Source organism: Paraburkholderia fungorum, from assembly GCF_046026025.1.
Lineage (GTDB): Bacteria > Pseudomonadota > Gammaproteobacteria > Burkholderiales > Burkholderiaceae > Paraburkholderia > Paraburkholderia fungorum_E.
Window position 1 is genome coordinate 36,898 of the sequence record NZ_JAQQFL010000001.1, and the last position, 25,947, is coordinate 62,844.

Below are 25,947 nucleotides of genomic sequence, written 5' to 3' on the forward strand. Positions count from 1 at the left end.
GGCTGCGATGCTACACCACGTTGCCGAGTTGAATAATGGGAAGATACATCGCAATCACGAGGCCGCCGACCAGCGTGCCCAGCACGATGATGACAAGGGGCTCGCACAGGCCAGAGAGCGTGCCGATCTTTTCGTCTACCTGACGATCGGCGAGCGACGCTACATCGATCAGCATCGTGTCGAGCGCTCCCGACTCCTCGGCAACCGCAACCGGCTGCACGACCTCTGGTGGAAAGCAGTGCGCCGCGCGCATTGCCGCGGCAAGCCGCTCGCCGCGCCGCAGCCGGGCGGCAATTTCCACGGTGGCGCGATCGAAGAAAGCGTTGCCGGTGGCGTGAGTCAGTGAATCGAACGCGTCCGCGAGCGATGTGCCGGCCGACAACAAGGTGCCCAGTGCGCGGCTCCAGCGCGCCGCGCACAAGGTGCGCAGCAACGGACCGGCGATCGGGATTATCAGCGATACGCGCGCGAGCCGGAGGCGCGCTGCTTCGGAACGTCGCAGCAGAAATGTCACAGCCGAGCCCGCTGCGAAGAACATGCCGACCAGAGGAATGCTCCATCGCGCGGCGCCTGCGGATAAAGCCAGCACGAATTGCGTCGGTGCAGGCAGCTTCGCCCCGAAACCGTCGAAGATCTGCTTGAAGGTGGGAACAACCCAGATCAGCAAGGCCGCGGTAATTGCCATGGCGAGCAGCAGGATGGCCACCGGATAGGTCAGCGCCGCGCGCACCCTGGCACGCTGCGCGGCGGCGCGTTCACGGTCGTCGGAGAGCCGGGCGAGGATCGTGGCCAATGCGCCGGCCGCTTCACCGACCTCGACGAGCTGGCAGTAGAGCGCATTGAACTGCGCTGGATGTCGCCGCAAAGCCGCCGAAAAACGCAGGCCGCCGGTGATATCACGCGCCAGCGCGCCGACGATTCGCGGCATGCCTTGACGGCGCGAGCTTTGTGCTTGCGCCAGCAGTTCGAGAGAGGGAGCGAGCGCCAGACCGGCGCGCAGCAAACTGGCAAGCTGGCGGGTGAATATCGTCACGTCGGCGACGCGGGTTTTGGGGCGAGGTGCCGGCCCGCAGGCCGCCAATTCGACGATGAAAAGATTGTCGCGTTTGAGTATCGCTCGCGCGGCGCTGGCATCCGGCGCGACGAGCGCGCCGCTTTTTTTAAAGCCGTTGGCATCGACACCGCGCCATCTGAAGCGCAGATCGGCTGCTGACTGATTGGGCCTGGCGGTGCTCATGCGACCTCGGTGGCGGCCAGCGCTTCAGAAAGGCTCGTTGTGCCGTCGCGCACACGCGCCAAGGCTGCGTCGCGCAAGGTGGCAACCTGTTCAGCCTGGGCGAGCCGAGCCAACTCATGGGTGCCTGCGCGTGTGACGATCAACTCGCGCATCGCATCGGAGACGGGCATCACCTGGTGAACGCCGACGCGGCCGCGGTAGCCGATGCCGTGGCAAGCTGCGCACCCAATGGCGCCAAAGGGTTGCCAGTCGTCGAGGTGATCTTCGGTGAAGCCCGCTGCTCGCAACGCCGCCGCTGATTGCGGCGCGGGTGCGCGGCACGCCGCGCACAGTCGCCGCACCAGTCGCTGTGCCGTCACCATCTTTAGCGCGGCGGCCAGATTGTACGGTTCGACGCCGATGTCGATCAGACGCGCGATTGCGGCAGGTGCGTCGTTCGTATGCAAGGTGGACAGCACGAGATGTCCCGTTTGCGCTGCCTTCACGGCGACGTCGGCGGTTTCGTCATCGCGGATTTCGCCAACCATGATCACATCGGGGTCCTGACGGAGAAACGCACGCAGCGCCAACGCGAATGTCAGGCCGGCCTTTTCGCGCACACTCACCTGGTTGATACCGGCCAATTGAATTTCCGCCGGATCCTCGACCGAGCACAGATTGCGCGCCGCGTCGTTGAGCATGTGCAGGAAGCAGTACAGCGAAAGCGTCTTGCCGCTGCCGGTGGGCCCGGTAACAAGCACGAGACCATGCGGCGCGCGGATCGCGGCATCGACTGCTGCACGTTGTTGCGGGTCGAGGCCGAGCGAGTCGAGCGAAAGATCGGCAGGCAACGCGTCGAGTCGGCGCAGCACCAGTTTTTCACCGAACAGGGTAGGCAGCGAGTTGACGCGATAGTCCTCGATGCGGCCGGGTGAGGTGGCAATTCGCAGCCGGCCGTCTTGCGGCACGCGCCGTTCGGCGATATCCATGCGTGCCAGCACCTTCACGCGCGTGATGAATGCGTCGCGTAGATGCGCAGGAGGGTGGGAGATTTCATGTAGCACGCCATCGATGCGCAAACGCATGCGCCAACCACGCTCGGCCGGCTCGATATGCAAGTCTGATGCACTACGGCGGGTTGCCTCCTGCAACGTGTCGGTCAGCAGGCGTACGGCAGGTGCGTTATCGGAATCGGCGAGACCCGGGTTGAGATTGGCGCCGGCAGCTGCGTCGGCCGCAAAGCTGTTGTGCCTGGGTTTGACGGAGCTTTCGCTATCGACAGCGACGGGCCGCAACGACGCCGTGCGTTGAAAAGAATCTTGCATGAGGGACCGGTGATGAGCCGCCTGTAGAACACGACGGCCTCATCATCCGGTAAGGCCGCTGGCGCCACCATTCGGCCAATCGGCCAATGGCGCGCATCGCGGACCTATGCAATGCTACGGGCGTGCAGGGCCTAGCCGCGTGCAGCCTTGACGGCTTTCGCGCCCGCGCGGCTGGGTGGCTTGAATAGCTTGACGGTGCGGATCGCCTGATCGTCGCTACGCATCACCTCGAGTTTCACCTCCCCGATCTGTACGCACACGTCGCCATCGGGAATGTCTTCGAGTATCTCGAGAATCAGCCCGTTGAGCGTTTTCGGTCCGTCGGTCGGCAGCGTGAGATGCAGCCAGCGGTTCAGTTCGCGCAACGGCATGCTGCCGGCAACGATACATTCACCGCTCTCGTTCCAGCCGCCACGCGAATTGGCGCTACGTGGAATCGACGTGGTGAATTCTCCGATCAGCTCTTCGATGATGTCTTCCGGCGTGACCAGCCCTTGCAACTCACCGTACTCGTTCACGACCAGCGCCGTACGGTGACGGCTCTCCTGGAAGTACTGCAGTTGCTGGAATACCGGTGTTCCGCTCGGCACGAAGTACGGCTCGGCAAGCAATTCGCGCAGCGTCTCACGTTCCAGTTCCTGGTTGTGCAGGGCAGCCAGTGTCTTGCGCACGTGCAGCACGCCGAGCACGCGGTCGATGTCGCCTTGATAGACGATCAGCTTGTTGTGATAGCAGGTTTCCAACTGGTGCAGGATCTGTTCGAACGGCGCGTCGAAGTCGAGCGCTTCGATGCGGCGGCGCGGGATCATTACGTCGTCGACGGAGATGTTCTCGAGATCGAACAGGTTCAACAGAATGCTGCGGTGCTTGGTCGGCATGAAGCTGCCCGATTCAAGCACAATGGCGCGCAGTTCTTCGGTGGAAAGCCGCTGATCGTGCGCACCCTTGGTGTTGATATGCAGGACTCGCAAGATCGTGTTCGCGAACAGATTGACGAACCAGACGAGTGGCTTGCCGATTCGCATCATGGGTGCGATCAGCAGGCTGGCCGGCAGTGCGATCTTCTCGGGGAACGTCGCGCCCACAATTTTCGGCGTGATTTCCGCGAACACGATAATCAGGAACGCGACGATACCGGTCGCGATCGACAGCACCACATTGTTACGGCCGAAGGTATGCAACGCGATCGAGGTGGTGAGCACCGGAATGATCGTGTTGAAGAGATTGTTGCCGATCAGGACCACGCTCAACAACTGGTCGGTGTGCGCCAGAAGACCCTGCGTGGTCTTCGCGCCGAGCGCGTTCTGATTGGCAAGATGTTTCAGGCGATGGCGGTTGATCGCCATCATTGCCGTTTCTGAAATCGAAAAGAAGCTGGAGCAGATAAGTAGCAGAAAGACAGCGCCGATCTGCGCCCATAAGGGAAGTTGTTCCACGCGTTGTGAAGGGTAGGGGACGGGATGGAGAGAATATAGCAGAGGGGGCTGCGCGAACCGGTTGTGTGGATGGCATCTGGAATGCCTACGACCCATCGCCCGCAACGGCAAAGCACTCATCGGTTGCTAAAAATTGCGACCCAAAAACAAAAAACCGCCAAGCAAGCTGGGCGGTTTTTCGAGCCTTGAACTAACAAGGCAAATCTGGTCGGGGTGAGAGGATTCGAACCTCCGGCCTCTACGTCCCGAACGTAGCGCTCTACCAGGCTAAGCTACACCCCGATTTCTACTGCTAGACTCGATTCAGACTAATTCGGTGTTTCAGTCCAGTTCAAGACTGTCTTGCCGTCGAGTAAGAACATAATTCTAGCAGGCTATCTTTGAAAATGGAATCGGGAAACGAAGAAATTGCTGCAGCTGCGGCCAACGCTTCCTGCTTCGCGCACTCAAGCGTGTGGTCGAGCGCGCCGGAGCGTGTGATCGCCTCGAAAATGGTGTCGAAACGGTCCGTGCCGCCCTGTTCGATGGCTTCCCGTGCGAGCGCCGACTGTTCCGGCGAACCGCGTTCGATCAGATAGATCAGCGGGAGCGTGGGTTTGCCTTCGCGCAGATCGTCGCCGGCGTTCTTGCCCATGGATTCGGCGGTGCCCGTGTAGTCGAGCCAGTCGTCCATGATCTGGAACGCGGTGCCGATGCGGCGGCCGAATTCCGCCGCGGCGGCTTCGGTTTTTGCGTCCGAACCGGCCAGGACCGCGCCGAGCTGGGCCGCAGCTTCGAACAGTTTGGCGGTCTTGTAGCGGATCACCTGCATGTAGCGCGCTTCGTCCACGTCGGCGTCATGCATGTTCAGCAACTGCAGCACTTCCCCTTCGGAAATGATGTTGGTTGCCTCGGACAGAATTTCCATCACACGCATCTTGCCCACGCCGACCATCATCTGGAACGAGCGCGAGTACAGGAAATCGCCGACCAGCACGCTCGCGGCATTGCCGAACAGCGCGTTGGCGGTCTGGCGGCCGCGCCGCAGATCGGATTCGTCGACCACGTCGTCGTGTAGCAGGGTGGCCGTGTGGATGAACTCCACCACTGCGGCCAGTTCGTGCCGATGCCCGGTGGTCTCGCCCAGTGCACCCGCTACCAGCAGCAGCAGGGCGGGCCGCAGCCGTTTGCCTCCGGCGCTGATGATGTACTCGGAGATCTGATTGATCAGCATCACGTCGGACGCCAGACGGTGCCGTATGACGCGATTGACCTGCTGCATGTCTTCGGCGATCGGAGCGAGCAGGCTGGCGGCGTTGGAGGAGGGGGTGGCAGTCGACGACATGATGGCTGAATTGGGTAGTGCCGCGAATTATAAGGCGAATCGCGACAGTTCCGGGTCGCAGGCTGCGACGCTACGTGACGCGGGCCGTGGCAGGGCCGCTACCGGGGCCGGGTGGCACTGCGCCAGGCGGTGCGCGCCGTGACTCTCAATGAGTTTTGACCGAGCAGCTAACTCTATGTATAATCACGGGTTTCCGCGCGCGGTGCGTGGGAAAAATGAACACAGAGTGAGGTTCTCAATGTACGCGGTCATAAAAACCGGTGGCAAGCAGTATAAAGTTGCCGTCGGCGAAAAACTTAAAGTAGAACAGATACCGGCAGACATTGACGCTGAAATCACGCTCGACCAGGTTCTCGCAGTGGGCGAAGGCGAATCGATTAAGTTCGGTACGCCGCTGGTCAGTGGGGCTTCCGTCAAGGCTACCGTCGTGTCGCAAGGTCGTCACGCAAAAGTGACCATCTTCAAGATGCGTCGCCGGAAGCACTACCAGAAGCATGGCGGCCACCGCCAGAACTATACCGAACTGCGCATCGACGCGATCAACGCGTAAGCGCAACGGTTAAGGAGCAAATCAAATGGCACACAAAAAGGCAGGCGGATCATCCCGCAACGGCCGCGACTCTGAATCGAAGCGTCTCGGCGTCAAGGTTTACGGCGGTCAGGCCATCAACGCTGGCGGCATCATCGTGCGTCAACGTGGCACGCGCATGCACCCGGGCGAAAACGTCGGTATCGGCAAGGATCACACCTTGTTCGCGCTGACGGACGGCCACGTCAATTTCTCGACGAAGGGCGCAGCGAAGAAGCACATGGTCAACGTCGTCCCGGCAGCAGTCTGAGTTTACTCAGGCACGGGCTTCAGGACCGGAAAAAGGCCCCGCGAAGTTCGCGGGGCTTTTTTTATTGCAGCGCTTTTTGTCCGAAGAATTAGCGGATGAACGGCCACTTCGGCGTCGTTAGCCGATCGGCCGATTGCCCACCGCACGGCGGGCGCGGCAAAATAGCATCATCTGAAAGCATCAACCCAGCAGCACCATCTAGCAGCACATCACGGGACGGAGTTACGCATGAAGTTCATTGACGAAGCGAGGATTGAAGTCATCGCCGGCGACGGAGGGGATGGCAGCGCGTCGATGCGCCGCGAGAAATTCGTTCCGTTCGGCGGCCCGGATGGCGGCGACGGCGGCCGGGGCGGCAGCGTGATTGCGGTCGCAGACCGCAACATCAACACGCTGATCGACTACCGCTACGCGAAAAAACACTTGGCGCGCAACGGCGAAAACGGCCGTGGCGCGGACTGCTACGGCAAGGGCGGCGACGATATCACGCTGCGCATGCCGGTCGGTACGACCATCAGCGATATGGAAACCGGCGAGCTGATCGCCGACCTGACCGAGCACAACCAGAGTGTGCAGATCGCTCAAGGCGGGGCGGGCGGTCTCGGTAACCTGCATTTCAAATCTAGTACGAACCGCGCGCCGCGTCAGAAAACCGACGGCAAGCCCGGCGAGCGCCGCATGGTGCGCCTCGAACTGAAGGTGCTGGCCGATGTCGGTTTGCTCGGCATGCCGAACGCCGGCAAGTCGACCTTCATCTCGTCGGTCTCGAACGCGCGCCCAAAGATCGCGGATTACCCGTTCACCACGCTCGCACCGAACCTTGGGGTGGTGCGTGTCGGGCCGAGCCGCAGCTTCGTGATCGCCGACATTCCCGGCCTGATCGAAGGCGCGGCGGAAGGCGCCGGTCTCGGCCACCAGTTCCTGCGCCATTTGCAGCGTACCGGCCTCTTGTTGCATATCGTCGACCTGGCACCGTTCGACGAATCCGTCGACCCGGTCGCGGAGGCCAAGGCGATCGTCAACGAGCTGCGCAAGTACGACGAATTGCTCTATGAGAAGCCGCGGTGGCTGGTGCTCAACAAGCTCGACATGGTCCCCGAAGACGAGCGCGAAGCGCGGGTGTCGGCATTCCTCGAAGGCTTCGGTTGGGACGGCCCGGTGTTCGAAATCTCGGCGCTGACCGGCCAGGGTTGCGAAGGTCTTGTTTATGCGGTGTATGACCACATCGCCGCGCATTCGGACGCGCAGCGCGCGGCCGAAGCCGAAGATCTCGCCGCCGACGTGCGTTTCCGCGAGAAGCCGGAAGCACCGGCTGCCGCTTCGGACGACTCCGGCATCGACCCGCAGTCGTAACAAATCTGAGCAAGTCTGAGCGCCGGCGCCTGCAAGGGTCGCCGGCACAGGCATCACGCGTTATCCTGGGAGACCGCGCACAATGCGTTCAGTCATCGCAGATTCACGGCGATTGGTAGTGAAAGTCGGCTCGAGCCTTGTCACCAATGACGGGCGCGGCCTCGATCATGCTGCGATCGGCCGCTGGGCCGCCCAGATTGCCGCGCTGCGCGCGCAAGGCAAGGAAGTGGTGCTGGTCAGTTCGGGCGCTATTGCCGAAGGCATGCAGCGGCTAGGCTGGACCAAGCGGCCTCGCGAAATCGACGAGTTGCAGGCGGCCGCGGCTGTCGGTCAAATGGGCCTCGCGCAAGTCTACGAAAGCCGCTTTGCCGAGCATTCGATCCAGACCGCGCAAATTCTGCTGACCCATGCCGATCTCGCCGACCGCGAACGCTATCTGAATGCTCGTTCCACGTTGCTGACGCTGCTGCGTCTGGGCGTTGTGCCGATCATCAACGAGAACGACACGGTCGTTACTGACGAAATCAAATTCGGCGACAACGACACGCTGGGTGCCTTGGTCGCGAATCTGATCGAAGGCGATGCGCTTGTTATCCTCACCGATCAGCAAGGGCTCTTTACCGCCGATCCACGCAAGGATCCGGGCGCAACGCTCGTTCAGCAGGCCGATGCCGGTGCGCCGGAGCTCGAAGCAATGGCGGGCGGCGCGGGTTCGAGCCTGGGCCGCGGCGGCATGCTGACCAAGATTCTTGCTGCCAAACGCGCGGCGCACAGCGGCGCCAATACGGTGATCGCGAGCGGGCGTGAAGCCGACGTGTTGTCACGGCTGGCCTCAGGTGAAGCGATCGGCACGCAGTTGATCGCGCGCACTGCACGCATGGCGGCGCGCAAGCAATGGATGGCCGATCACCTGCAGGTGCGCGGCCACGTGGTGATCGACGACGGCGCGGTCGAAAAGCTGACCGAAGGCGGGAAGAGCTTGCTGCCGATCGGCATCGTCGGGGTGCAGGGTGCGTTTGCGCGTGGCGAAGTGATCGCCTGCCTGAGCGCGGCCGGGCGTGAAGTCGCGCGCGGCCTGACCAACTACAGCAGCACGGAAACCAAGCTGATCCAGCGCCGTCCGAGCGGCGAAATTGAATCGGTGCTCGGCTATATGCTGGAGCCTGAGGTGATTCACCGCGACAACCTTGTGCTGGTCTGACTTCCGGGCGCAACCCGTGCAACAGACAAAAAAGCCGTTCCAGCGTGAGCTGGAACGGCTTTTTTACGTCCGAAGCGGCTTCCAGATGATTTGAAGCCCGCGCGCGAAAAACTGCCTTAGTGAATCAGCGAGGTCTGCGTGCGCTTGTAGCGGATGTTCTCGGCAATCTGCTTCGCGCTGCCCATAGGTATCTTGTTCGCGCAGAAATAATCCTGGTACAGCGTTGCCTGATAGGCGTTCAGTGCGCCGTTCTCGATGCGCCTGAAGTCGTTGGCGACGGTTTGATCCCAGCCGTCGTGATCGGCGTTCAGCCCCGCATATTGGCGCCATTCGTACGTGTCGCAGCGAATCCCTTCGTAGTTCACGTTGCGCGCGCCGCTCGGGCTCGTGACGACCACGGTGTAGCGCACCACGCCGTCGGTGCCGACGCTGAGCGAATTCTTATCGACCGCGAACTGCAACGGGGTGTTGCCGGAGACCTCGAAAGGCAGCAGATTCGAGTCTTGCGGCAGTGGCGGCAAGGTGTCGACCTTGTTTTCAACCCAGTTGGTCGGCCGGTCCAGCAGGTAGGCAAACGCGCTGTCGTCTTTATTGGTGGGTTTGCCGGCGCTCGAACATCCAGCCAGCAGGGCGCCGGTGGCGACGCACGCCACGACGAGAGCAAGTGCTTTCAATATGGTTTCCTCGAAAGACGAGTGCGGCTCATCGAGCCGCACTCGTGGAGGCGGCGTGGACGGCCGCACAGAGTTGTTAATTGCGTACGCCGGGGCGGAACAGCGAGCCGGCGGCGGTTTCGCGATCCGACTCGTCTTCGTGTTCCGGCGCGGAGCCAACCTCGGCTACCGACCCGGAACCCGGACCGCAATCAGACACGATCGTCGTGTGAATCGACGTTTCGATGCTGAGGGTGGTCACCGAGGCGGTGACCGTCATCATCGTCGAATCCGGCGGACTTTCCATTGACGACGCTATCCGGGGATAACGCGGCCCATGGTGTCCGCCAGGTTTTTCCGCACGCGGCGCAGCCCGGCGCATGAAACGGGATAGTTCCGTCAGCGCCAACTGATACACATCCCGCTTGAACTCGATCACACAGTCGAGGGGCACCCAGTACTCATTCCAGCGCCACGCATCGAACTCAGGGTGGTCGGTGGCGCGCAAGCATATGTCGCAATCGCGTCCAACCATCCGGAGCAAAAACCAGATTTGTTTCTGGCCGCGGTAATGACCGCGTACTTCGCGCTTGATGAACTTGTCAGGCACCTCGTAACGCAACCAGTCGCGCGTGCGACCGATCACCTTGACGTGCTCAGGATGCAGCCCGGTTTCTTCGTGTAACTCCCGATACATCGCTTGCACGGGGGTCTCTCCGTACTTGATGCCCCCTTGCGGAAACTGCCAGGAATGTTCACGGAGCCGTTTGCCCCAAAACACCTCGTTGTGCGCGTTCAAGAGGATGATGCCGACGTTCGGGCGAAAGCCTTCACGATCCAGCATACAACCACCTTCGAATCCTTTAAAATTGCTTTGATTATAAACAGATAACGGACCCGACGCACCGATTCGCACCAGATTGGAACGATTCGCCGCAAAAGGCCCGCGTTTGCGGTAGCCTGTCTGTCTTTCCGTGCCTTATCCCTTGCTGCAAAGGCTTTGCGCGGCGGCTTCAACGCCGCGGTCGGGCCGGTTTTGCCGGGGTTTTGCCGGGTATGCGCAGACCGTTTGCCGGAGCTGAGCCGTATCCTGGCCAGGCTTTGGCCGGGTGTTTGGCGAGTCCGTACCGGCTTCGAGCCGGGTCTGTGTCGATTTCCCCACCGTTTTCACCTTTCGGGCGGTCCTTCCGGAGCCGCCGCTTTTGGAAAATCTGAATGAAAGCTTCCCGTTTCTTTATCGGCACGCTGAAAGAAGCGCCCGCCGACGCCGAGATCGTCAGCCACAAGCTCATGGTGCGCGCCGGCATGATCCGCCGCGTCGCCGGTGGCATCTATAACTACCTGCCGGTCGGGCTGCGTTCGATCCGCAAGGTGGAAGCCATCGTGCGCGAGGAAATGAACCGGGCAGGCGGGATCGAGCTGTTGATGCCCGCGGTGCAGCCGGCCGAACTGTGGCAGGAATCGGGCCGTTGGGAAAAGTACGGCCCCGAATTGCTGCGTTTCAAGGATCGCAAGCAATCCGATTTCGTGATCGGACCGACTCATGAAGAAGTGGTCACGGACATCGCGCGAAATCAGATCAAGAGCTATCGCCAGTTGCCGGTGAACTTCTATCAGATCCAGACGAAGTTCCGCGACGAGATCCGTCCGCGCTTCGGCGTGATGCGCGGTCGCGAGTTCATCATGAAAGACGCGTACTCATTCGACAAGGACGCGGAAGGTCTGCGCGAGTCGTATCGCAAGATGTATGACGCGTACGTGCGCATCTTCACGCGTCTCGGCCTGGATTTCCGCGCGGTGGCGGCGGACAACGGCTCGATTGGCGGCAGCGGTTCGCATGAGTTCCACGTGATCGCCGACACGGGTGAAGACGCGATCGCGTATTGCCCGACCTCGGAGTTTGCCGCGAACGTCGAAGCGGCCGAAGCGTTGCCGCTGTACGCGCAACGTGCGGCGCCTGCCGAAGATTTGAAGAAGACCGCAACGCCGGGCAAGGCAAAGTGCGAAGCCGTGGCCGAACTGCTGAACATCCCGCTCGAGCGCACGATCAAGTCGATCATCCTTGCCACGGAAAACGAAGGCGCCGAGCCGACCATCTGGTTGCTGATGCTGCGCGGCGACCACGATCTGAATGAGATCAAGGCGAGCAAGCTGCCGGGACTCGCCGATTTCCGCATGGCGACCGAAGCCGAGATCGTCGAAACGTTCGGCACGCCGCCGGGCTACCTCGGCCCGCTCAACACGAAGAAGCCGGTCAAGGTCGTCGCGGATCGCACGGTGGCGAACATGAGCGACTTTGTGGTCGGCTCGAACGAGGTGGACTATCACACCACGGGCGTGAACTGGGGCCGCGATCTGCCGGAACCGGTCGTCGCCGATATTCGCAATGTGAAGAAGGGTGACCCGTCGCCGGACGGTAAAGGCGTGCTCGACATCTGCCGCGGTATTGAAGTCGGCCACGTGTTCCAGCTCGGCACGAAGTACTCGGAAGCGATGAACGCCAACTGCCTCGACGAAACCGGCAAGCCGCGTCCGATGGAAATGGGCTGCTACGGCATCGGCGTCACGCGTATTCTGGGCGCGGCGATCGAACAGAATTTCGACGACAAGGGCATCATCTGGCCGGAGTCGATCGCGCCGTTCGAGGTCGTGTTGTGCCCGATGGGTTACGACCGCAGCGATGCCGTGCGTGAGCAGGCCGACAAGCTGTACGCGGCGTTGCTCGAAGCAGGTGTCGATGTGATCCTCGACGATCGCGGCGAACGACCGGGCGTGATGTTCGCCGACTGGGAGCTGATCGGCGTGCCGCATCGCCTGGTGATCGGCGATCGTGGTCTCAAGGACGGCAAGCTCGAGTATCAAGGCCGCCGCGACGCTGAAGCGACGCTGCTGCCGGTCGAGGAAGCCGCCCAAACGGTGATCGGTAAAGTTCGCGCCGCGTTGGCGCGCTAAGCGGAGCGCAGGTGGAATACACCTTTCTGTCCGCGACCGTCCTGCTGATTCTGATCACCGATCCGCTCGGCAATATCCCGCTCTTCATCAGTTGTTTGCGCGGGGTGGCGCCGAAGCGGCGCACGATCGTCATCCTCCGTGAGGTGGCGATCGCGTTCGCGATCCTGCTGGTGTTCATGGTGGTCGGCGACCGCTTCTTGCGCATGATGAGTCTGACCGACCAGTCGTTGCGTATCGGCGGTGGGATCGTGCTGTTCCTGATTGCGCTCAGGATGGTGTTTCCGCATCCGGACGGTCCGTTCGGCGGCGACACACGCGGTGGCGAGCCGCTCATCGTGCCGCTCGCCATTCCGGCGCTGGCGGGTCCGTCGGCGCTCGCGACGGTGATGCTGCTGACATCGCAGGCGCCGGGCAAGATGTTCGAGTGGATCGGTGCGCTGACTGTCACGATGATCGTCTGCGCGATCGTGCTGATGCTGGCGGAGCGGATTCAGGCCTGGCTTGGCGAGCGCGCGATGATGGCCTTTGAGCGCTTGATGGGGTTGGTGCTGGTGGCGATCTCAGTGGAGATGATGCTCGGCGGTATCCGTTCTTTTGTGCATCAGCTTTGAGCCGGTGCAGAGCGTGCGGGGTGGGTAGAGCCACGCTCTGCGTCGTCTTCAGCAAATAAAAAAGCGGCCAATGGGCCGCTTTTTTACATTGAGCGCGTCATCAAACCGCCGCTCCTGTCACGCCGCTCACGCGCCTTCGGTCAACGCCCGGATGGTCGGCAGGTTGCGCCAGTAACCCTTGGCGTCCATCCCGCAACCGAACACGTAGCGGTCCGGCACTTCGAAACCGCAGTAATCCGGGCGCAGCGGCTTGGCCTTCGGAATGATCTTCTCGCACAGCACCGCGCTCAGGAAGCGCTTCGCGCCCATCGCGAGGATGCGGTCGCGGATCGCGGCCATGGTCTCGCCTTCGTCGAGGATGTCGTCGAGCACCAGCACGACGCGGTCCTTCACCGACTCAGCCGGCGCCACGCGCCACTGCATCTCATTGCCACCCTTGGTGGTATTGCGATAGCGGGTCAGGTGGATGTAGTCGAACTCGAGCGGGAAATCGAGGTGCGGCAGCAGCATGCCGGTGAACACCGCCGCGCCGCCCATTACCGACAGCACGAGCGGGAAGTCCTCGCTCATTTCGTTGCGGATGGCGGTAGCCATGCCGCTGATCGACGCGTTGACGTCGTTGGCCGAAACGATTTCTTCGGAGTGACTAAAAATATGGAGAGCTTCTTCGCGGTTCATGACGTCTGACGGGCGGTAACTGTATACATAGTGTGGGTGAGAACGGCGGCGTGCGGTACAGAATAAACCCGCACAAATCCGGAGTCAGCCGCGCGTGCCATGGTTCGTGCACGAAAGCACGCGCGCCGCCGTCTTGCTAAAGCTTAGCGCATGCCGGGCATCATGCCCTTCATGCCGCGCATCATCTTTTGCAGATTGCCGCCCTTCAGCTTTTTCATCATCGTGCGCATCTGGTCGTACTGATTCAGCATGCGGTTGACTTCCTGCACCTGCACACCCGCGCCAGCGGCGATGCGGCGCTTGCGGGTGGCCTTGATCAGGTCGGGCTTCGCGCGTTCCAGCGGCGTCATCGAATTGATGATGCCTTCCATGCGGCGCATCTGCTTTTCGGCCTGGCCCATGTCGGCGCCGGCGGCGGCTTGCTGGAACTGGGCCGGCAGTTTGTCCATCAGCGACGACAGGCCGCCCATGCCCTTCATTTGGGTCAGTTGCGCGCGGAAGTCGTTGAGGTCGAAGTCGCCGCCTTTCTTGACCTTGTCGGCGAGCTTCTGCGCGGCTTGAACGTCCACGCCCTTCTGTGCTTCTTCGACGAGGGCAAGAATGTCGCCCATGCCGAGAATCCGGTTCGCCATGCGATCCGGGTAGAAGACTTCGAGGCCGTCGAGCTTTTCGGCGACACCGACGAACTTGATCGGCTTGCCCGTCACGTGACGCACGGAGAGCGCCGCGCCACCGCGCGAGTCGCCGTCGAGCTTCGTGAGGACCACGCCGGTGAGCGGCAATGCGTCGCTAAAGGCCTTCGCGGTGTTGACGGCATCCTGGCCGAGCATCGCGTCGACCACAAACAGCGTTTCTGCCGGTTTCAGCGTGCTGTGCAGCGCGGTGATTTCCGCCATCATCGCTTCGTCGATACCCAGACGGCCGGCCGTGTCGACCAGCAGCACGTCGTGGTAATGGCGCTTGGCCCAATCCACCGCGGCGATCGCGATATCCACCGGCTTCTGATCCGGTTCCGACGGGAAGAAGTCCGCGCCGACCTGCTGGGTCACCATCTTCAACTGCGCAATAGCAGCCGGGCGGTAGACGTCGCACGAAACGGTGAGGACCTTCTTCTTGTACTTCTCGCGCAGGAGCTTGGCGAGCTTGCCGACTGTGGTCGTCTTACCGGCGCCTTGCAGACCCGCCATCAGGATGACGGCCGGCGGCGTGACGGCGAGATTCAGTTCGACCGCCTTGCCCTCATAGTCGCCGCCGATCACCGCGGTCAGCTCGCGCTGCACCACACCGACCAGCGCCTGGCCCGGCGACAGGCTGCTGATGACGTCCTCGCCGAGCGCTTTTTCCTTCACCTTGGCGATGAATTCGCGCACGACGGGCAGCGCCACGTCGGCTTCGAGAAGTGCCAGGCGCACTTCGCGCAGCATTTCCTGGGTGTTCGCCTCGGTGAGCCGGGCTTCGCCGCGCAGCGTCTTGACGACGCGCGCCATCCGTTGAGTCAGATTGTCGAGCATGGGGAGCGATGAACAGTGCGGCCGGAGCAGGGCGCGATGCGGGAGACGTCGCGGAGCAGGGGCCTAGTGTAAACTTCGAATATGGATATTGTACTGTATGCCCTCACTGCGCTCCTCTACGGCGGTCTCGCCGTGGCCGGCTGGCGCTCGCACCGGCACGCCGCCCTGCGCCCCATGCTCGAGAGCGTGCCGGCAGTGCCCGTCACCGCGGGCAGGTCGGTCCCATTGTCTTCCTCGGCCGCCTCGGGCATGAGCACCTCGGGCCGCGCGCTGCTCTTTGTCGCCCTGCTTGCCCACGGCGTGCTGCTGCATACCACCATCTTTCCCCAGAACGCGATGGTGTTCGGTTTCGCGTTCGCGCTGTCGGCGATGTTCTGGCTCGGCGCCGGCATCTACTGGATCGAGAGTTTTTTCTTCCCGCTCGACGGGCTGCGCCTGCTGGTGTTGCCGCTCGCCTGCGTCGCATCCTTATTGCCGCTGGCGTTCAATGGCGTGCGCGTGCTGCCGTATTCGGCCGCGCCCATGTTCAAGCTGCACTTCCTGATCGCCAATATCGCGTACGGTTTGTTCGCGATAGCGGCGTTGCACGCGATTCTGATGCTGCTGGTGGAGCGCCGTCTGCACGCAATGCGCGGCGGCATGTCGCAACGCAATGCGGCTGCGGCGGCCAACGGCTGGCTGTCGAGCTGGCTCGACACGCTGCCGCCGTTGCTGACATTGGAAAAGTTGCTGTTTCGTCTGATCGGCGCCGGTTTCGTCCTGCTCACGCTGACGCTGCTCTCGGGCATCATATTTAGCGAGCAGCTGGTCGACCGCGCGTTGCGGCTCGATCACAAAACCGTGTTCGCGATTCTTTCCTGGGTGATGTTCGGCGCGCTGCTGACCGCGCGCAAGGTGTCCGGCTGGCGCGGCCGTGCGGCATTGCGCTGGGTGCTGGCGTCGTTCGTCGCGCTGCTGCTGGCGTACGTCGGCAGCCGTTTCGTATTCGAGGTGCTGCTGCACCGTGCTGTAGTGTGAGTGTCCTGCCATGCGACAAATTTTTCTGCTGATCCTGTTGTTCATCGTTGGCCAGTGGCTGGTGAAGGCGCTGCGCCGTCATGACGCGCAAGCGTCGCAACGCACTGGCGGCGCCGGTGCGAATGGCGCCGCGGCTGCCAATGGCCAGAGCGGCCCGAATGGCGGCGCGCGCGGGCCTGCCTCCGCGCAAGCGCAGCCGCAGCTTGCCGAGCCGATGATCCGCTGCGCCGAATGCGGCGTGCACGCGCCGAAGAGCGACTCGGTCGTTGTTGCGGGGCAGGCGTTCTGCAGCGCCGCGCATGCGCAGCGTCACGGCGCGCATCCCACGGGCCGCGACGCGCGATGAACCTCGGGTTCACCGTCGACGCCGACGGTTGGGTCGACGCCGCACGCAAACTGCCATCGCCGAATTTCGAAGCGCGGCCCGACGGGGCCGTGCCGACGTTGATCGTCGTGCATAACATCAGCCTGCCGCCCGATGAGTTCGGCGGCACGGCGATTGCCGAACTGTTCCAGAACACGCTCGACTGCGACGCCCACCCTTACTACGACACGCACCTGCGCGGCGTGCGGGTGTCGGCGCACTTCGTGATCCATCGCGACGGCGCGCTCGAGCAATTTGTGTCCTGCAACGAGCGAGCGTGGCACGCAGGCCCGTCGAATTTTTTCGGCCGCGAGCGCTGTAATGATTTCTCGATCGGCATCGAGCTGGAGGGCAGCGATACGGCTGCTTTCGAAGCGGCGCAATACCGCACGCTCGGCGTACTCGTGACGGCGCTCAAGGCTCGCTATCCGGTCGAAGGGCTGGCCGGTCACTCTGACATCGCCCCCGGCCGCAAGACCGATCCAGGGCCCCATTTCGAGTGGCGGCGCCTGCAGCGCGATACCGCGCTGGCCGATCAGTACTTCCCCTATCTCAAGTTTCCCAAAACGCCGTAACGGCCCTTCGCGCGACTTTGCGTGAAGCGAGGAGAGCAAGGCGCAGCCTTGTTCTCCGGGGATGCGGTTTCCCGCCGCGCTATCCAAAAGTCAAGACTTCGAAAGCAAATAAAACGATTTGACCTGTCTTGAAACTACACTATACTTGGTGCCAGAAATTCAGTTTTGCACTATATCTTGTGTCCGGTGTGTATAACTCTGTGCATAACCGAGTGCATAAGTTATGCGGCGCCCCGCTCCCGGGCATGGCGCCGCAAGCGTTCAAGGCAGTGAAAAACAATTCCTGCGGCGCGGCTGATAGAGAGTCGGCAGCGTCCAGAAAAATTCAGGAAAAGGGCACAGCAAGTGATCGCGACACACAGCGTGAAGACCGTTATCAATTCGAATCAGGCTTCATCGCTGTCGCATCCCGCCACCCGGCTCAGCCGGCCTTTTTTCTGCACCTCATCGTTTGCGCACGCGGCGGCGCAGCGTTCGTATTAATCCGCGGCTTCCTCCGCAACATTTCCAAGACCAGGAGCTTTGCACATGCAAACCACCGACAACGTGACGACCCGGTACGAGGGTTCATCGACTGGCCAGAGCTTTGGCCAGGCACAAGGCGCGCAAGCGCTCGCGCCGCAAGTGACCTACGCGGACTACAAAGTGATCCGTCGTAACGGCAGCGTGGTGTCGTTCGAGCCGTCGAAAATCGCCATCGCCGTGACGAAGGCATTTCTGGCCGTCAATGGTGGTCAAGGCGCGGCGTCGGCTCGCGTGCGCGAACTGGTCGAGCAACTTACGCAGAGCGTGGTGCGCGCACTCGTGCGCAGCCGTCCGAACGGCGGCACGTTCCATATTGAAGACATCCAGGATCAGGTCGAACTCGCGCTGATGCGCGGCGGCGAGCACAACGTTGCGCGTGCGTACGTGCTGTATCGCGAGAAGCGCACCCAGGCGCGCGGCCATGACGAGCAGATCGTCGCCAACACGCCGGGTCTGAACGTCACCGACAACGGCGTGACGCGTCCGCTCGACATGGCAGCGCTGCGCGGCATCATCGAACTGGCTTGCTCGAACCTGGGCGACGCCGTGAGCGCCGATCCGATCATCGCGGAAACGGTGAAGAATCTGTACGACGGCGTGCCGATGACCCAGGTCTACGACTCGGCGATCCTGGCCGCCCGCACGATGATCGAAAAAGACCCGGCTTATAGCCAGGTCACCGCCCGCATCCTGTTGCACACGATCCGCCGCGAGATCCTCGAAGAGGAAGTCACGCAAACGGAAATGGGCGAGCGTTACGCCGAATACTTCCCGCAGTTCATCAAGCGCGGCGTGCAAGCCGAGCTGCTCGACGACAAGCTGCTGCAGTTCGACCTGAAGCGCCTCGGCGCCGCACTCGACAACAACCGCGATCTGCAATTCGGCTACCTCGGCCTGCAAACGCTGTATGACCGTTACTTCCTGCATCACGACGGCGTGCGCATCGAAATGCCCCAGGCATTCTTTATGCGTGTGGCAATGGGTCTGTCGCTGAACGAGATCGACCGCGAAGCGCGCGCGATCGAGTTTTACAACGTGCTGTCGAGCTTCGATTTCATGTCGTCCACGCCCACGTTGTTCAACTCGGGCACCCGCCGCTCGCAACTGTCGTCGTGCTACCTGACCACGGTCGACGACGACCTCGACGGCATCTACGAAGCGCTGAAGGAAAACGCGCTGCTGTCGAAATTCGCCGGCGGTCTGGGCAACGACTGGACGCGTGTGCGCGCGCTCGGCTCGCACATCAAGGGCACCAACGGCAAGTCGCAAGGCGTGGTGCCGTTCCTGAAGGTCGTCAACGACACCGCGGTGGCGGTCAACCAGGGCGGCAAGCGTAAGGGCGCGGTGTGCGCGTACCTGGAAACGTGGCACCTGGACATCGAGGAATTCCTCGAGCTGCGTAAGAACACCGGCGACGACCGTCGCCGTACCCACGACATGAACACGGCGAACTGGATTCCCGACCTGTTCATGAAGCGCGTGCACGAAGGCGGCGACTGGACGCTGTTCTCGCCGTCCACCTGCCCGGATCTGCACGACAAGTTCGGCGCGGAATTCGAAACGGCTTACACGGCTTACGAAGACAAGGTCGCGCGCGGCGAGATCAAGCTGTTCAAGAAGCTTCCGGCGGCGCAACTGTGGCGCAAGATGCTGGGCATGCTGTTCGAAACCGGCCACCCGTGGATCACGTTCAAGGATCCGTGCAATGTGCGCTCGCCGCAACAGCACGTCGGTGTCGTCCACTCGTCGAACCTGTGCACGGAAATCACGCTGAACACCAGCGACGCTGAAATCGCGGTCTGCAACCTGGGTTCGGTGAACCTCGTCGCCCACCTGAAGGAACAGGCCGACGGCACCCTGGCGCTCGACCACGACAAGCTCAAGCGCACCGTCAGCGTGGCAATGCGCATGCTCGACAACGTGATCGACATTAACTATTACGCGGTTGCCAAGGCACGTAACTCGAACCTGAAGCACCGTCCGGTCGGCATGGGCATCATGGGCTTCCAGGACTGCCTGCACCTGCTGCGCACGCCGTACGCGTCGCAAGAGGCGGTCGCGTTCGCCGATACGTCGATGGAAGCGGTTTGCTACTACGCTTATTACGCGTCGACCGAATTGGCGCAGGAGCGCGGCCGTTACTCGAGCTACCGCGGCTCGCTGTGGGATCGCGGCATCCTCCCGCAAGACTCGGTGAAGCTGCTGGAGCAGGCGCGCGGTGGTTACGTCGAAGTCGATTCGAGCGAATCGATGGACTGGACCGAACTGCGTTCGCGTATCGCCAGCTACGGCATGCGCAACTCGAACTGCATCGCGATCGCGCCGACGGCGACCATCTCGAACATCATCGGCGTGTCGGCCTGTATCGAACCGACGTTCCAGAATCTGTATGTGAAGTCGAATCTGTCGGGCGAATTCACCGTGGTCAACGACTACCTGGTGCGCGACCTGAAGGAACGCGGTCTGTGGGACGAAGTGATGGTCGCCGACCTGAAGTACTTCGACGGCACGCTCTCGCGCATCGACCGTATCCCGGCCGACCTGCGCGCGATCTACGCGACCGCGTTCGAACTCGATCCGGTGTGGCTGGTCGAGGCGGCTTCGCGCCGTCAGAAGTGGATCGACCAGGCGCAGTCGCTGAACATTTACATGGGCGGCGCGTCGGGTAAGAAGCTCGACGAAATCTACAAGCTCGCATGGGTGCGTGGCCTGAAGACAACCTACTACCTCCGCACGATGGCGGCGACGCACGTCGAGAAGTCGACGGTGGCGCACGGTCAACTGAACGCGGTGAGTTCGGGCGGCGGCGAAGGTTCGGGTGGCGCGGCAGGCGGCGCAGCGGGTGGCTTCGGCGCGAACGGAGGCGGCGCAACGCCGGGCGGCTTTCAGGCTGCAGCGGCCACGGCAGCAGTCGTCGAAGCAGCGCCGGAAGCGGATGGTCCGGTGTGCATGATGCGTCCGGGCGATGCGGGTTTCGACGAGTGCGAGGCTTGCCAGTAAGAACCTCTCGCGAGCGTGATTGAAGCGCGAGGCAAGTAAGAAGCAGGCGGCGGGATCGTTCTTGGCCGATGGGTCGTAGGTAAAGACCCGCATGCAGCGATCAACAACGCTGAAAGAAGTGATGCAGAAGTGAAGTAGATGAGCGGCGCGGCGAAACGAAATCGACGTTGCGCCGCTCGTCGACAAGCAGCGAAGCAGGGCAAGCAACTGAAGTCGTGAAGCGGTAACAAGCGGTAGATGACGCAGTCAGCAGTCGGCAGCACCGACGAAGCGCTCGAGATGAAGCGCTCAGCAAACGCTCCGGTCGAAGGTCGAACGACACAGCCGGCCAGATGCATCGCTCGACATTGCATTGAACTTCACCTCGCTGGCACTGACGAACAGGCAATCGCGAGGCGGCAGGAAGCAATCGCAAAACGCTGCAAGCGCGCTCCGCAATACAGATAGATAGAGCAGCGAAACGTCGCTTCGACACGTTGCTCTTCGAGCTCGCGAAGCACCTCGACGACACGCGTTCAACTCGCTTCACATGAGGCGACACACACAGTCTGTTGAACAAAGTGTTGTATGAACGTAGCAACGCGAATCGAAAACAGGATTTTTCATCAGCGAACTCTTTTATCGCTCGTGAAAAGATGGTACAAACCGTTCTAAATTGATGGTGACATTTATGCTCAACTGGGATGACGAGATCACTGCCGTAACTCCCTCGAGCGCTACGCAACAGAATGCGTTGCGCAACGCTGCGGGATCGGCTGTCGGTTCGCAAGTCGGAATGCGTTCCGCTCATCATGCTCCCTCGGACCGAAACGTCTTCGCGTCTCAAGACGTTTTCGAAAAAGGCATTGCCGCTGCTCACGCTGCCGGAACGGCTGCGGTTTCTGAAGCGCGAGTCAATGTCGCCGACAAGCGCATCATCAACGGCCAGACCGACGTCAATCAACTGGTGCCGTTCAAATACAAGTGGGCCTGGGAAAAGTATCTGGCTGGTTGCGCCAACCACTGGATGCCGCAAGAAGTGAACATGTCGCGCGACATCGCCCTCTGGAAAGACCCGAACGGTCTGACCGAAGACGAGCGCCGCATCGTCAAGCGCAACCTGGGCTTCTTCGTGACGGCCGACTCGCTGGCCGCCAACAACATCGTGCTGGGCACCTACCGCCATATCACGGCGCCCGAATGTCGCCAGTTCCTGCTGCGCCAGGCGTTCGAAGAGGCGATCCACACGCACGCTTACCAGTACATCGTCGAATCGCTGGGCCTCGACGAGGGCGAAATCTTCAACGCGTATCACGAGGTTGCCTCGATCCGCGCGAAAGACGAATTCCTGATTCCGTACATCAATGTGCTGACCGATCCGGGCTTCAAGACCGGCACGCTCGAGACAGACCAGACCCTGCTGCGCTCGCTGATCGTGTTCGCCTGTGTGATGGAAGGCCTGTTCTTCTACGTCGGCTTTACGCAAATCCTGGCGCTCGGCCGTCAGAACAAGATGACCGGCGCGGCGGAACAGTACCAATACATCCTGCGCGACGAGTCGATGCACTGCAACTTCGGCATCGACCTGATCAACCAGATCAAACTCGAAAACCCGCAACTCTGGACGGCTGAGTTCCGCGCGGAAATCCGCGAGATCTTCCAGCAAGCGGTCGAACTTGAATATCGTTACGCAGAAGATACGATGCCGCGCGGGGTGCTCGGCCTCAATGCGTCGATGTTCAAGAGCTATCTGCGCTTCATCTGCAACCGCCGTTGCCAGCAGATCGGTCTCGATCCGCTGTACCCGAACGAGGAAAACCCGTTCCCGTGGATGAGCGAGATGATCGACCTGAAGAAGGAACGCAACTTCTTCGAGACGCGAGTGATCGAATATCAGACTGGCGGCGCGCTGACCTGGGAGTGATCCGGGTTCGTGTCGCAGATGCATTCATTTTGGGGATGCCGGCAGGCTTAGGCCGCGGCAATTTAGTTAGGAGCAGAACCGCCTGATGCAAATTGTGCCCAGTGCGCCGCGTGCCTTCGCGGCCCACAAACATGACTGGCACTTTGCGAACCCTTCAGTGGGATGGGCAAACTTCCCCCCGGAAAAAGCCGTTGGCGTTGCCGCCAGCGGCCCGATCAAGCAATTGCCGGCGTTGAGATCCAGCGCCGACCAGATCTGGCGCGCGGTGCCCAAGGGCACGGCGCGCCTTACCGCATTCATTAGCGTAAGCGCGCAGCACCTGCGTACGCCGATGAATAGCCCGCTTCGTAGCGCGCGCCCTGAGAAGCGTCCGCGGGAAGCGGGTTTTGACGAAGGGTGGTGTTTGAACTGACTCTCATCTGAAAACCTGAAGGAGAAAATGATGGCAACTATCAAGAAAGCCGCAGCTAAGAAACCCGCAGCCAAGAAGGCAGCACCGGCCAAGAAGGCTGCTCCGGCGAAAAAAGTCGCTGCAAAGAAAGTCGCAGTGAAGAAGGTTGCAGCGAAGAAGGCAGCACCGGCTAAGAAGGTTGCAGCGAAGAAAGCTGCTCCGGCCAAGAAGGTTGCAGCCAAGAAAGTCGCAGTGAAGAAGGTTGCAGCGAAGAAGGCAGCGCCGGCTAAGAAGGCAGCACCGGCCAAGAAAGCTGCAGTGAAGAAGGTTGCAGCGAAGAAGGCAGCACCGGCGAAGAAGGCCGCAGCAAAGAAGGCAGCACCGGCGAAGAAGGCTGCTGCCAAGAAGGCTGCGCCTGCGAAAAAGGCTGCTGCCAAGAAAGCTGCGCCTGCGAAGAAGGCTGCTGCTAAAAAGGCTGCGCCTGCCAAGAAGGCTGCCGCGAAGAAGGCCGCTGCTCCTGCCAAGAAGGCTGCGCCTGCGAAGAAGGCTGTCGCCAAGAAGGCGGCTCCTGCACCCGCAGCGACTTCTGTCTCGAGCGCACCGGCAGCGTCGGTGAAGACTGCGCTGAACCCGGCAGCGGCATGGCCGTTCCCGACGGGCAGCCGTCCGTAATCTGGTCAGTAAGTTGGCCAGGCGGTAGAAGTACTTCGACACGCCGTACCTGTGTCGATGATCGAGTAGCGCTTACGTAGCCGTATGACCGAGCGCTACTCGGTCAGGGTCCCGTTGCCGGGTTTCTGGCGACGGGATTTTTTTTGCTCGGGCGAACGCGCCAACTACAAGCAACGCTTCAAAACCGACGGGCGAAAAAAAACGCATGCACCGCCACCGTGTTGCATGGGATCGGAGTAAGCGCTAAAGCGCTAACTCCGATCGACAGGGGAGGGCATGCGTTTGAGGTCGTCGCGGAAGCGCGTGAAGCGCGACCGCACGAGAGGGGAAACCTAGTGGGTGACGCGCGTGACGCCGCCGCTGGAGAGCAGCCGGACGCGGTCGCCGGCGCGGAAGATTTCGCCGGTGGCGCTTTGCGTGATCGCGCGCATATCGCCGTTGTCGAGTCGCACGGTGATCTCGAGGCCGTCGTGCACCGCGACGCCGTTCTCGACCGCATTGCCAGCCACCGCGCCAGCCAGGCCGCCGATAATGCCGGTCACGATCGAGCCGCGGCCGCCGCCGATCGCGCTGCCGGCCACCGCACCCAAGGCACCGCCGCCGATCGCGCCCAAGCCGCTCGGCTGGCCGTTATTCGAACTGATCTTCACTGCGCGCACGCTGTCGACCGTGCCCATGCGTACCGTTTCTTCGCGCTGTGCCTGCGACGCCGTGTAGACGTCTGCAGAGCTGCTGTTGTACGCGCACCCCGACATGGCCAGCGAACCGGCGATCAAGGCGGCCACGACCAGGCGACTCGTTGTTCTCATTCCCTAACTCCAATAGCTTGCGGTATTACGGCAGGTCGTATTCGAACGCCTGCTTGAACCGTTCGTTGATCTCCGCCCGGCTGGGCGCATAGTTTTGCGGGCCCTGGTGTTCGATCTTCAGCGCGCCCATCAGGCTTGCCAGACGCCCCGTGGTCGCCCAACCAAGCTTGTTCTCGATGCCGTACAACAAGCCGCCGCGAAACGCGTCGCCGCAACCCGTAGGATCGAGCACCTGCTGTGCCTTGACCGCCGGAATCTCTTCGATGCCGCCGGCGTGATGAATCCGCGCGCCCTGCTCGCCGAGCGTGATAATCAGTGCCTCGACCTTGTCGGCGATTTCTTCGATCGACCAACCCGTTTTGTTGCTCACCAGTTTGGCTTCGTAATCGTTGACAGCTACGTAAGTAGCAAGTTCAATCATGCGGCGCAGCGACTCGCCGTCGAACAGCGGCAAACCTTGGCCCGGATCGAAGATAAACGGCACGCCGGCCGCTGCCAGATGCTCGGAATGCTGGAGCATGGCGTCGTAACCGTCCGGCCCGACGATGCCGAGCGTGATCCCCTTCGCCTGGTCGGCGCGGCTCAGATGCGCCTGCATCATCGCGCCCGGATGGAACGCCGCGATCTGATTGTTTTCCAGATCGGTGGTGATCATCGCCTGGGCCGAGTAGGTATCCGGCACCACGAGCACGTTCTCCGTCGACAGGCCGAGTTGCGCGAAGCGGTCCATGTAGCGCTGCGCGTCAATCGCGCCAAGCGCGCCCATGATGCGCGCGTTGCCACCCAGCAGATGCAGCGAGTAGGCAATGTTGCCCGCGCAGCCGCCGAATTCGCGGCGCATCGTCGGCACGAGGAAGCTCACGTTGAGGATGTGGACCTGCTCCGGCAGGATGTGCTCCCGAAAGCGGCCTTCGAAGGTCATGATGTTGTCGTAGGCGAGCGAACCGCAAATCAGCGTAGCCAAGGCGAGCGTTCCTGTAAAAATCGATAAAGAAAATGGGCGCGACGATGCGACAGCGCCGCGCATGAAGCGCGGCGCCGGGGTTCGTGCGCGAAGGTTTTACTTCAGCGCGGCAAGTGCGGCGTCGTAGTTCGGTTCGTTCTTGATTTCGCCCACCAGCTCAGCGTGCACGACCTTGTCGTTCTCGTCGACGACCACCACGGCGCGTGCCGTCAGACCCGTCAGCGGGCCGCTCGTCACGTCCACGCCATAGGCTTGCGCGAACTCATGGCCGCGGAAGGTGGACGCCGTCACGACGTTCTCGATACCTTCTGTCGTACAGAAACGCGATGCAGCGAACGGCAGATCGCCCGACACGACGATCACGGCCGTGTTGGTCAGCTTGGCTGCGGCTTCGTTGAACTTGCGGGTCGACGTGGCGCAAGTCGGCGTGTCGAGGCTCGGGACGATATTCAGCACCTTGCGCTTGCCGGCGAAGTCGGCCAGCGACAACGGCTTCAGATCCTTGCCCACCAGCGAGAAGGCGGGGGCATTCTGTCCCACGGTCGGGAACGTGCCGGCTACTTCGATCGGGTTGCCACCCAGCGTAACTTGACTCATGTTGATGTGCTCCGAAAATTCGTCAGTCATG

Annotated in this window: 24 protein-coding genes and 1 tRNA gene; 13 read left to right on the forward strand and 12 right to left on the reverse strand. The window is 61.8% G+C overall.

Features of this window, described 5'->3' with window-relative positions:
• Positions 1 to 10: 10 nt before the first annotated feature.
• The 5 genes from PQR67_RS00160 to PQR67_RS00180 form a co-directional block, all read right to left on the reverse strand.
• Entirely contained in the window at positions 11 to 1,237 is a 1,227-nt protein-coding gene (locus PQR67_RS00160) for a type II secretion system F family protein (protein WP_408452839.1), read from the reverse strand.
• Positions 1,234 to 2,541, reverse strand: a complete 1,308-nt coding sequence (locus PQR67_RS00165) for a GspE/PulE family protein (protein ID WP_408452841.1) — start codon at positions 2,539 to 2,541, stop codon at positions 1,234 to 1,236. The genes PQR67_RS00160 and PQR67_RS00165 overlap by 4 nt, the downstream gene beginning before the upstream one ends.
• A 131-nt stretch (positions 2,542 to 2,672) precedes the next feature.
• A complete protein-coding gene (locus tag PQR67_RS00170; protein WP_408452844.1) occupies positions 2,673 to 3,977 on the reverse strand; it encodes an HlyC/CorC family transporter in 1,305 nt (434 codons plus the stop codon).
• A 205-nt stretch (positions 3,978 to 4,182) separates the two neighbouring features.
• A tRNA-Pro gene (locus tag PQR67_RS00175) sits at positions 4,183 to 4,259 on the reverse strand.
• A 49-nt stretch (positions 4,260 to 4,308) separates the two neighbouring features.
• Positions 4,309 to 5,301: a polyprenyl synthetase family protein gene (locus PQR67_RS00180; protein ID WP_408452845.1), complete on the reverse strand. Its 993-nt coding sequence runs from the start codon at positions 5,299 to 5,301 to the stop codon at positions 4,309 to 4,311.
• Positions 5,302 to 5,539: 238 nt separating this feature from the next.
• Between PQR67_RS00180 and rplU the strand changes: the two genes are divergently transcribed.
• The 4 genes from rplU (at position 5,540) to proB (ending at position 8,694) form a co-directional block, all read left to right on the forward strand.
• Positions 5,540 to 5,851, forward strand: coding sequence for a 50S ribosomal protein L21 (gene rplU, locus PQR67_RS00185; RefSeq protein WP_007180329.1), 312 nt, complete (start codon positions 5,540 to 5,542; stop codon positions 5,849 to 5,851).
• 25 nt (positions 5,852 to 5,876) lie between these two features.
• The gene (gene rpmA / locus PQR67_RS00190; RefSeq protein ID WP_007180330.1) at positions 5,877 to 6,140 is read left to right on the forward strand and encodes a 50S ribosomal protein L27; all 264 of its coding nucleotides are present in this window, start codon (positions 5,877 to 5,879) and stop codon (positions 6,138 to 6,140) included.
• A gap of 228 nt (positions 6,141 to 6,368) precedes the next feature.
• Positions 6,369 to 7,493 (forward strand): Obg family GTPase CgtA, encoded by a 1,125-nt coding sequence (gene cgtA / locus PQR67_RS00195; protein ID WP_408452848.1) that lies wholly within the window; start codon positions 6,369 to 6,371, stop codon positions 7,491 to 7,493.
• A gap of 82 nt (positions 7,494 to 7,575) precedes the next feature.
• Entirely contained in the window at positions 7,576 to 8,694 is a 1,119-nt protein-coding gene (gene proB, locus PQR67_RS00200) for a glutamate 5-kinase (RefSeq protein WP_408452851.1), read from the forward strand.
• A 116-nt stretch (positions 8,695 to 8,810) separates the two neighbouring features.
• Here proB and PQR67_RS00205 read toward each other — a convergent pair whose 3' ends face one another.
• Together PQR67_RS00205 and PQR67_RS00210 are read right to left on the reverse strand one after the other, a co-directional pair.
• On the reverse strand, positions 8,811 to 9,368 hold the full coding sequence (locus tag PQR67_RS00205; protein WP_408452853.1) for a CNP1-like family protein: 558 nt from the start codon (positions 9,366 to 9,368) through the stop codon (positions 8,811 to 8,813).
• A gap of 76 nt (positions 9,369 to 9,444) precedes the next feature.
• Positions 9,445 to 10,191, reverse strand: coding sequence for an RNA pyrophosphohydrolase (locus tag PQR67_RS00210; protein WP_408453786.1), 747 nt, complete (start codon positions 10,189 to 10,191; stop codon positions 9,445 to 9,447).
• A 371-nt stretch (positions 10,192 to 10,562) separates the two neighbouring features.
• On the opposite strand from PQR67_RS00210, the gene PQR67_RS00215 reads away from it, so the two are divergent.
• On the forward strand, positions 10,563 to 12,299 hold the full coding sequence (locus PQR67_RS00215; RefSeq protein ID WP_408452855.1) for a proline--tRNA ligase: 1,737 nt from the start codon (positions 10,563 to 10,565) through the stop codon (positions 12,297 to 12,299).
• A gap of 11 nt (positions 12,300 to 12,310) precedes the next feature.
• Positions 12,311 to 12,910 (forward strand): MarC family protein, encoded by a 600-nt coding sequence (locus tag PQR67_RS00220; protein WP_120347511.1) that lies wholly within the window; start codon positions 12,311 to 12,313, stop codon positions 12,908 to 12,910.
• 126 nt (positions 12,911 to 13,036) lie between these two features.
• Here PQR67_RS00220 and PQR67_RS00225 read toward each other — a convergent pair whose 3' ends face one another.
• Together PQR67_RS00225 and ffh are read right to left on the reverse strand one after the other, a co-directional pair.
• Positions 13,037 to 13,588: a hypoxanthine-guanine phosphoribosyltransferase gene (locus PQR67_RS00225; RefSeq protein ID WP_408452859.1), complete on the reverse strand. Its 552-nt coding sequence runs from the start codon at positions 13,586 to 13,588 to the stop codon at positions 13,037 to 13,039.
• Between the two features lie 143 nt (positions 13,589 to 13,731).
• Positions 13,732 to 15,099 (reverse strand): signal recognition particle protein, encoded by a 1,368-nt coding sequence (ffh, locus tag PQR67_RS00230; RefSeq protein ID WP_408452861.1) that lies wholly within the window; start codon positions 15,097 to 15,099, stop codon positions 13,732 to 13,734.
• Between the two features lie 81 nt (positions 15,100 to 15,180).
• On the opposite strand from ffh, the gene PQR67_RS00235 reads away from it, so the two are divergent.
• The 7 genes from PQR67_RS00235 to PQR67_RS00265 all read left to right on the forward strand — a co-directional run bounded on the left by PQR67_RS00235 (position 15,181) and on the right by PQR67_RS00265 (position 23,546).
• The gene (locus PQR67_RS00235) at positions 15,181 to 16,116 is read left to right on the forward strand and encodes a cytochrome C assembly family protein (RefSeq protein WP_408452863.1); all 936 of its coding nucleotides are present in this window, start codon (positions 15,181 to 15,183) and stop codon (positions 16,114 to 16,116) included.
• A gap of 10 nt (positions 16,117 to 16,126) precedes the next feature.
• On the forward strand, positions 16,127 to 16,462 hold the full coding sequence (locus tag PQR67_RS00240; RefSeq protein WP_408452865.1) for a PP0621 family protein: 336 nt from the start codon (positions 16,127 to 16,129) through the stop codon (positions 16,460 to 16,462).
• Complete coding sequence (gene ampD / locus PQR67_RS00245; RefSeq protein WP_408452867.1) at positions 16,459 to 17,055, forward strand: 1,6-anhydro-N-acetylmuramyl-L-alanine amidase AmpD; 597 nt, start codon at positions 16,459 to 16,461, stop codon at positions 17,053 to 17,055. Before PQR67_RS00240 ends, ampD begins: the two co-directional genes overlap by 4 nt.
• A gap of 528 nt (positions 17,056 to 17,583) precedes the next feature.
• Positions 17,584 to 20,580: a ribonucleoside-diphosphate reductase subunit alpha gene (locus PQR67_RS00250; RefSeq protein ID WP_408452869.1), complete on the forward strand. Its 2,997-nt coding sequence runs from the start codon at positions 17,584 to 17,586 to the stop codon at positions 20,578 to 20,580.
• Positions 20,581 to 21,250: 670 nt separating this feature from the next.
• Positions 21,251 to 22,483, forward strand: coding sequence for a ribonucleotide-diphosphate reductase subunit beta (locus tag PQR67_RS00255; protein WP_408452871.1), 1,233 nt, complete (start codon positions 21,251 to 21,253; stop codon positions 22,481 to 22,483).
• Between the two features lie 85 nt (positions 22,484 to 22,568).
• Positions 22,569 to 22,895: a hypothetical protein gene (locus tag PQR67_RS00260; protein ID WP_408452873.1), complete on the forward strand. Its 327-nt coding sequence runs from the start codon at positions 22,569 to 22,571 to the stop codon at positions 22,893 to 22,895.
• Between the two features lie 30 nt (positions 22,896 to 22,925).
• Positions 22,926 to 23,546 (forward strand): histone H1-like repetitive region-containing protein, encoded by a 621-nt coding sequence (locus PQR67_RS00265; RefSeq protein WP_408453789.1) that lies wholly within the window; start codon positions 22,926 to 22,928, stop codon positions 23,544 to 23,546.
• Between the two features lie 332 nt (positions 23,547 to 23,878).
• Here the strand turns inward: PQR67_RS00265 and PQR67_RS00270 are convergent, their stop codons facing one another.
• The 3 genes from PQR67_RS00270 to tpx form a co-directional block, all read right to left on the reverse strand.
• Positions 23,879 to 24,355 (reverse strand): outer membrane lipoprotein, encoded by a 477-nt coding sequence (locus PQR67_RS00270; RefSeq protein WP_028196458.1) that lies wholly within the window; start codon positions 24,353 to 24,355, stop codon positions 23,879 to 23,881.
• 25 nt (positions 24,356 to 24,380) lie between these two features.
• Positions 24,381 to 25,319 carry a carbohydrate kinase family protein gene (locus tag PQR67_RS00275; RefSeq protein ID WP_408452875.1) on the reverse strand — a complete coding sequence of 313 codons (939 nt, stop codon included), beginning with the start codon at positions 25,317 to 25,319 and terminating at the stop codon, positions 24,381 to 24,383.
• A gap of 96 nt (positions 25,320 to 25,415) precedes the next feature.
• Positions 25,416 to 25,916 carry a thiol peroxidase gene (gene tpx, locus PQR67_RS00280; RefSeq protein ID WP_408452878.1) on the reverse strand — a complete coding sequence of 167 codons (501 nt, stop codon included), beginning with the start codon at positions 25,914 to 25,916 and terminating at the stop codon, positions 25,416 to 25,418.
• Between the last annotated feature and the right edge of the window lie 31 nt (positions 25,917 to 25,947).

Coding starts and splice junctions, on each gene's coding strand:
- PQR67_RS00160 (WP_408452839.1), bottom strand. CDS start 1,237: ATGAGCACCGCCAGGCCCAATCAGTCAGCAGCCGATCTGCGCTTCAGA.
- PQR67_RS00165 (WP_408452841.1), bottom strand. CDS start 2,541: ATGCAAGATTCTTTTCAACGCACGGCGTCGTTGCGGCCCGTCGCTGTC.
- PQR67_RS00180 (WP_408452845.1), bottom strand. CDS start 5,301: ATGTCGTCGACTGCCACCCCCTCCTCCAACGCCGCCAGCCTGCTCGCT.
- rplU (WP_007180329.1), top strand. CDS start 5,540: ATGTACGCGGTCATAAAAACCGGTGGCAAGCAGTATAAAGTTGCCGTC.
- rpmA (WP_007180330.1), top strand. CDS start 5,877: ATGGCACACAAAAAGGCAGGCGGATCATCCCGCAACGGCCGCGACTCT.
- cgtA (WP_408452848.1), top strand. CDS start 6,369: ATGAAGTTCATTGACGAAGCGAGGATTGAAGTCATCGCCGGCGACGGA.
- proB (WP_408452851.1), top strand. CDS start 7,576: ATGCGTTCAGTCATCGCAGATTCACGGCGATTGGTAGTGAAAGTCGGC.
- PQR67_RS00210 (WP_408453786.1), bottom strand. CDS start 10,191: ATGCTGGATCGTGAAGGCTTTCGCCCGAACGTCGGCATCATCCTCTTG.
- PQR67_RS00215 (WP_408452855.1), top strand. CDS start 10,563: ATGAAAGCTTCCCGTTTCTTTATCGGCACGCTGAAAGAAGCGCCCGCC.
- PQR67_RS00225 (WP_408452859.1), bottom strand. CDS start 13,588: ATGAACCGCGAAGAAGCTCTCCATATTTTTAGTCACTCCGAAGAAATC.
- ffh (WP_408452861.1), bottom strand. CDS start 15,099: ATGCTCGACAATCTGACTCAACGGATGGCGCGCGTCGTCAAGACGCTG.
- PQR67_RS00235 (WP_408452863.1), top strand. CDS start 15,181: ATGGATATTGTACTGTATGCCCTCACTGCGCTCCTCTACGGCGGTCTC.
- PQR67_RS00240 (WP_408452865.1), top strand. CDS start 16,127: ATGCGACAAATTTTTCTGCTGATCCTGTTGTTCATCGTTGGCCAGTGG.
- ampD (WP_408452867.1), top strand. CDS start 16,459: ATGAACCTCGGGTTCACCGTCGACGCCGACGGTTGGGTCGACGCCGCA.
- PQR67_RS00250 (WP_408452869.1), top strand. CDS start 17,584: ATGCAAACCACCGACAACGTGACGACCCGGTACGAGGGTTCATCGACT.
- PQR67_RS00255 (WP_408452871.1), top strand. CDS start 21,251: ATGCTCAACTGGGATGACGAGATCACTGCCGTAACTCCCTCGAGCGCT.
- PQR67_RS00260 (WP_408452873.1), top strand. CDS start 22,569: ATGCAAATTGTGCCCAGTGCGCCGCGTGCCTTCGCGGCCCACAAACAT.
- PQR67_RS00265 (WP_408453789.1), top strand. CDS start 22,926: ATGGCAACTATCAAGAAAGCCGCAGCTAAGAAACCCGCAGCCAAGAAG.
- PQR67_RS00270 (WP_028196458.1), bottom strand. CDS start 24,355: ATGAGAACAACGAGTCGCCTGGTCGTGGCCGCCTTGATCGCCGGTTCG.
- tpx (WP_408452878.1), bottom strand. CDS start 25,916: ATGAGTCAAGTTACGCTGGGTGGCAACCCGATCGAAGTAGCCGGCACG.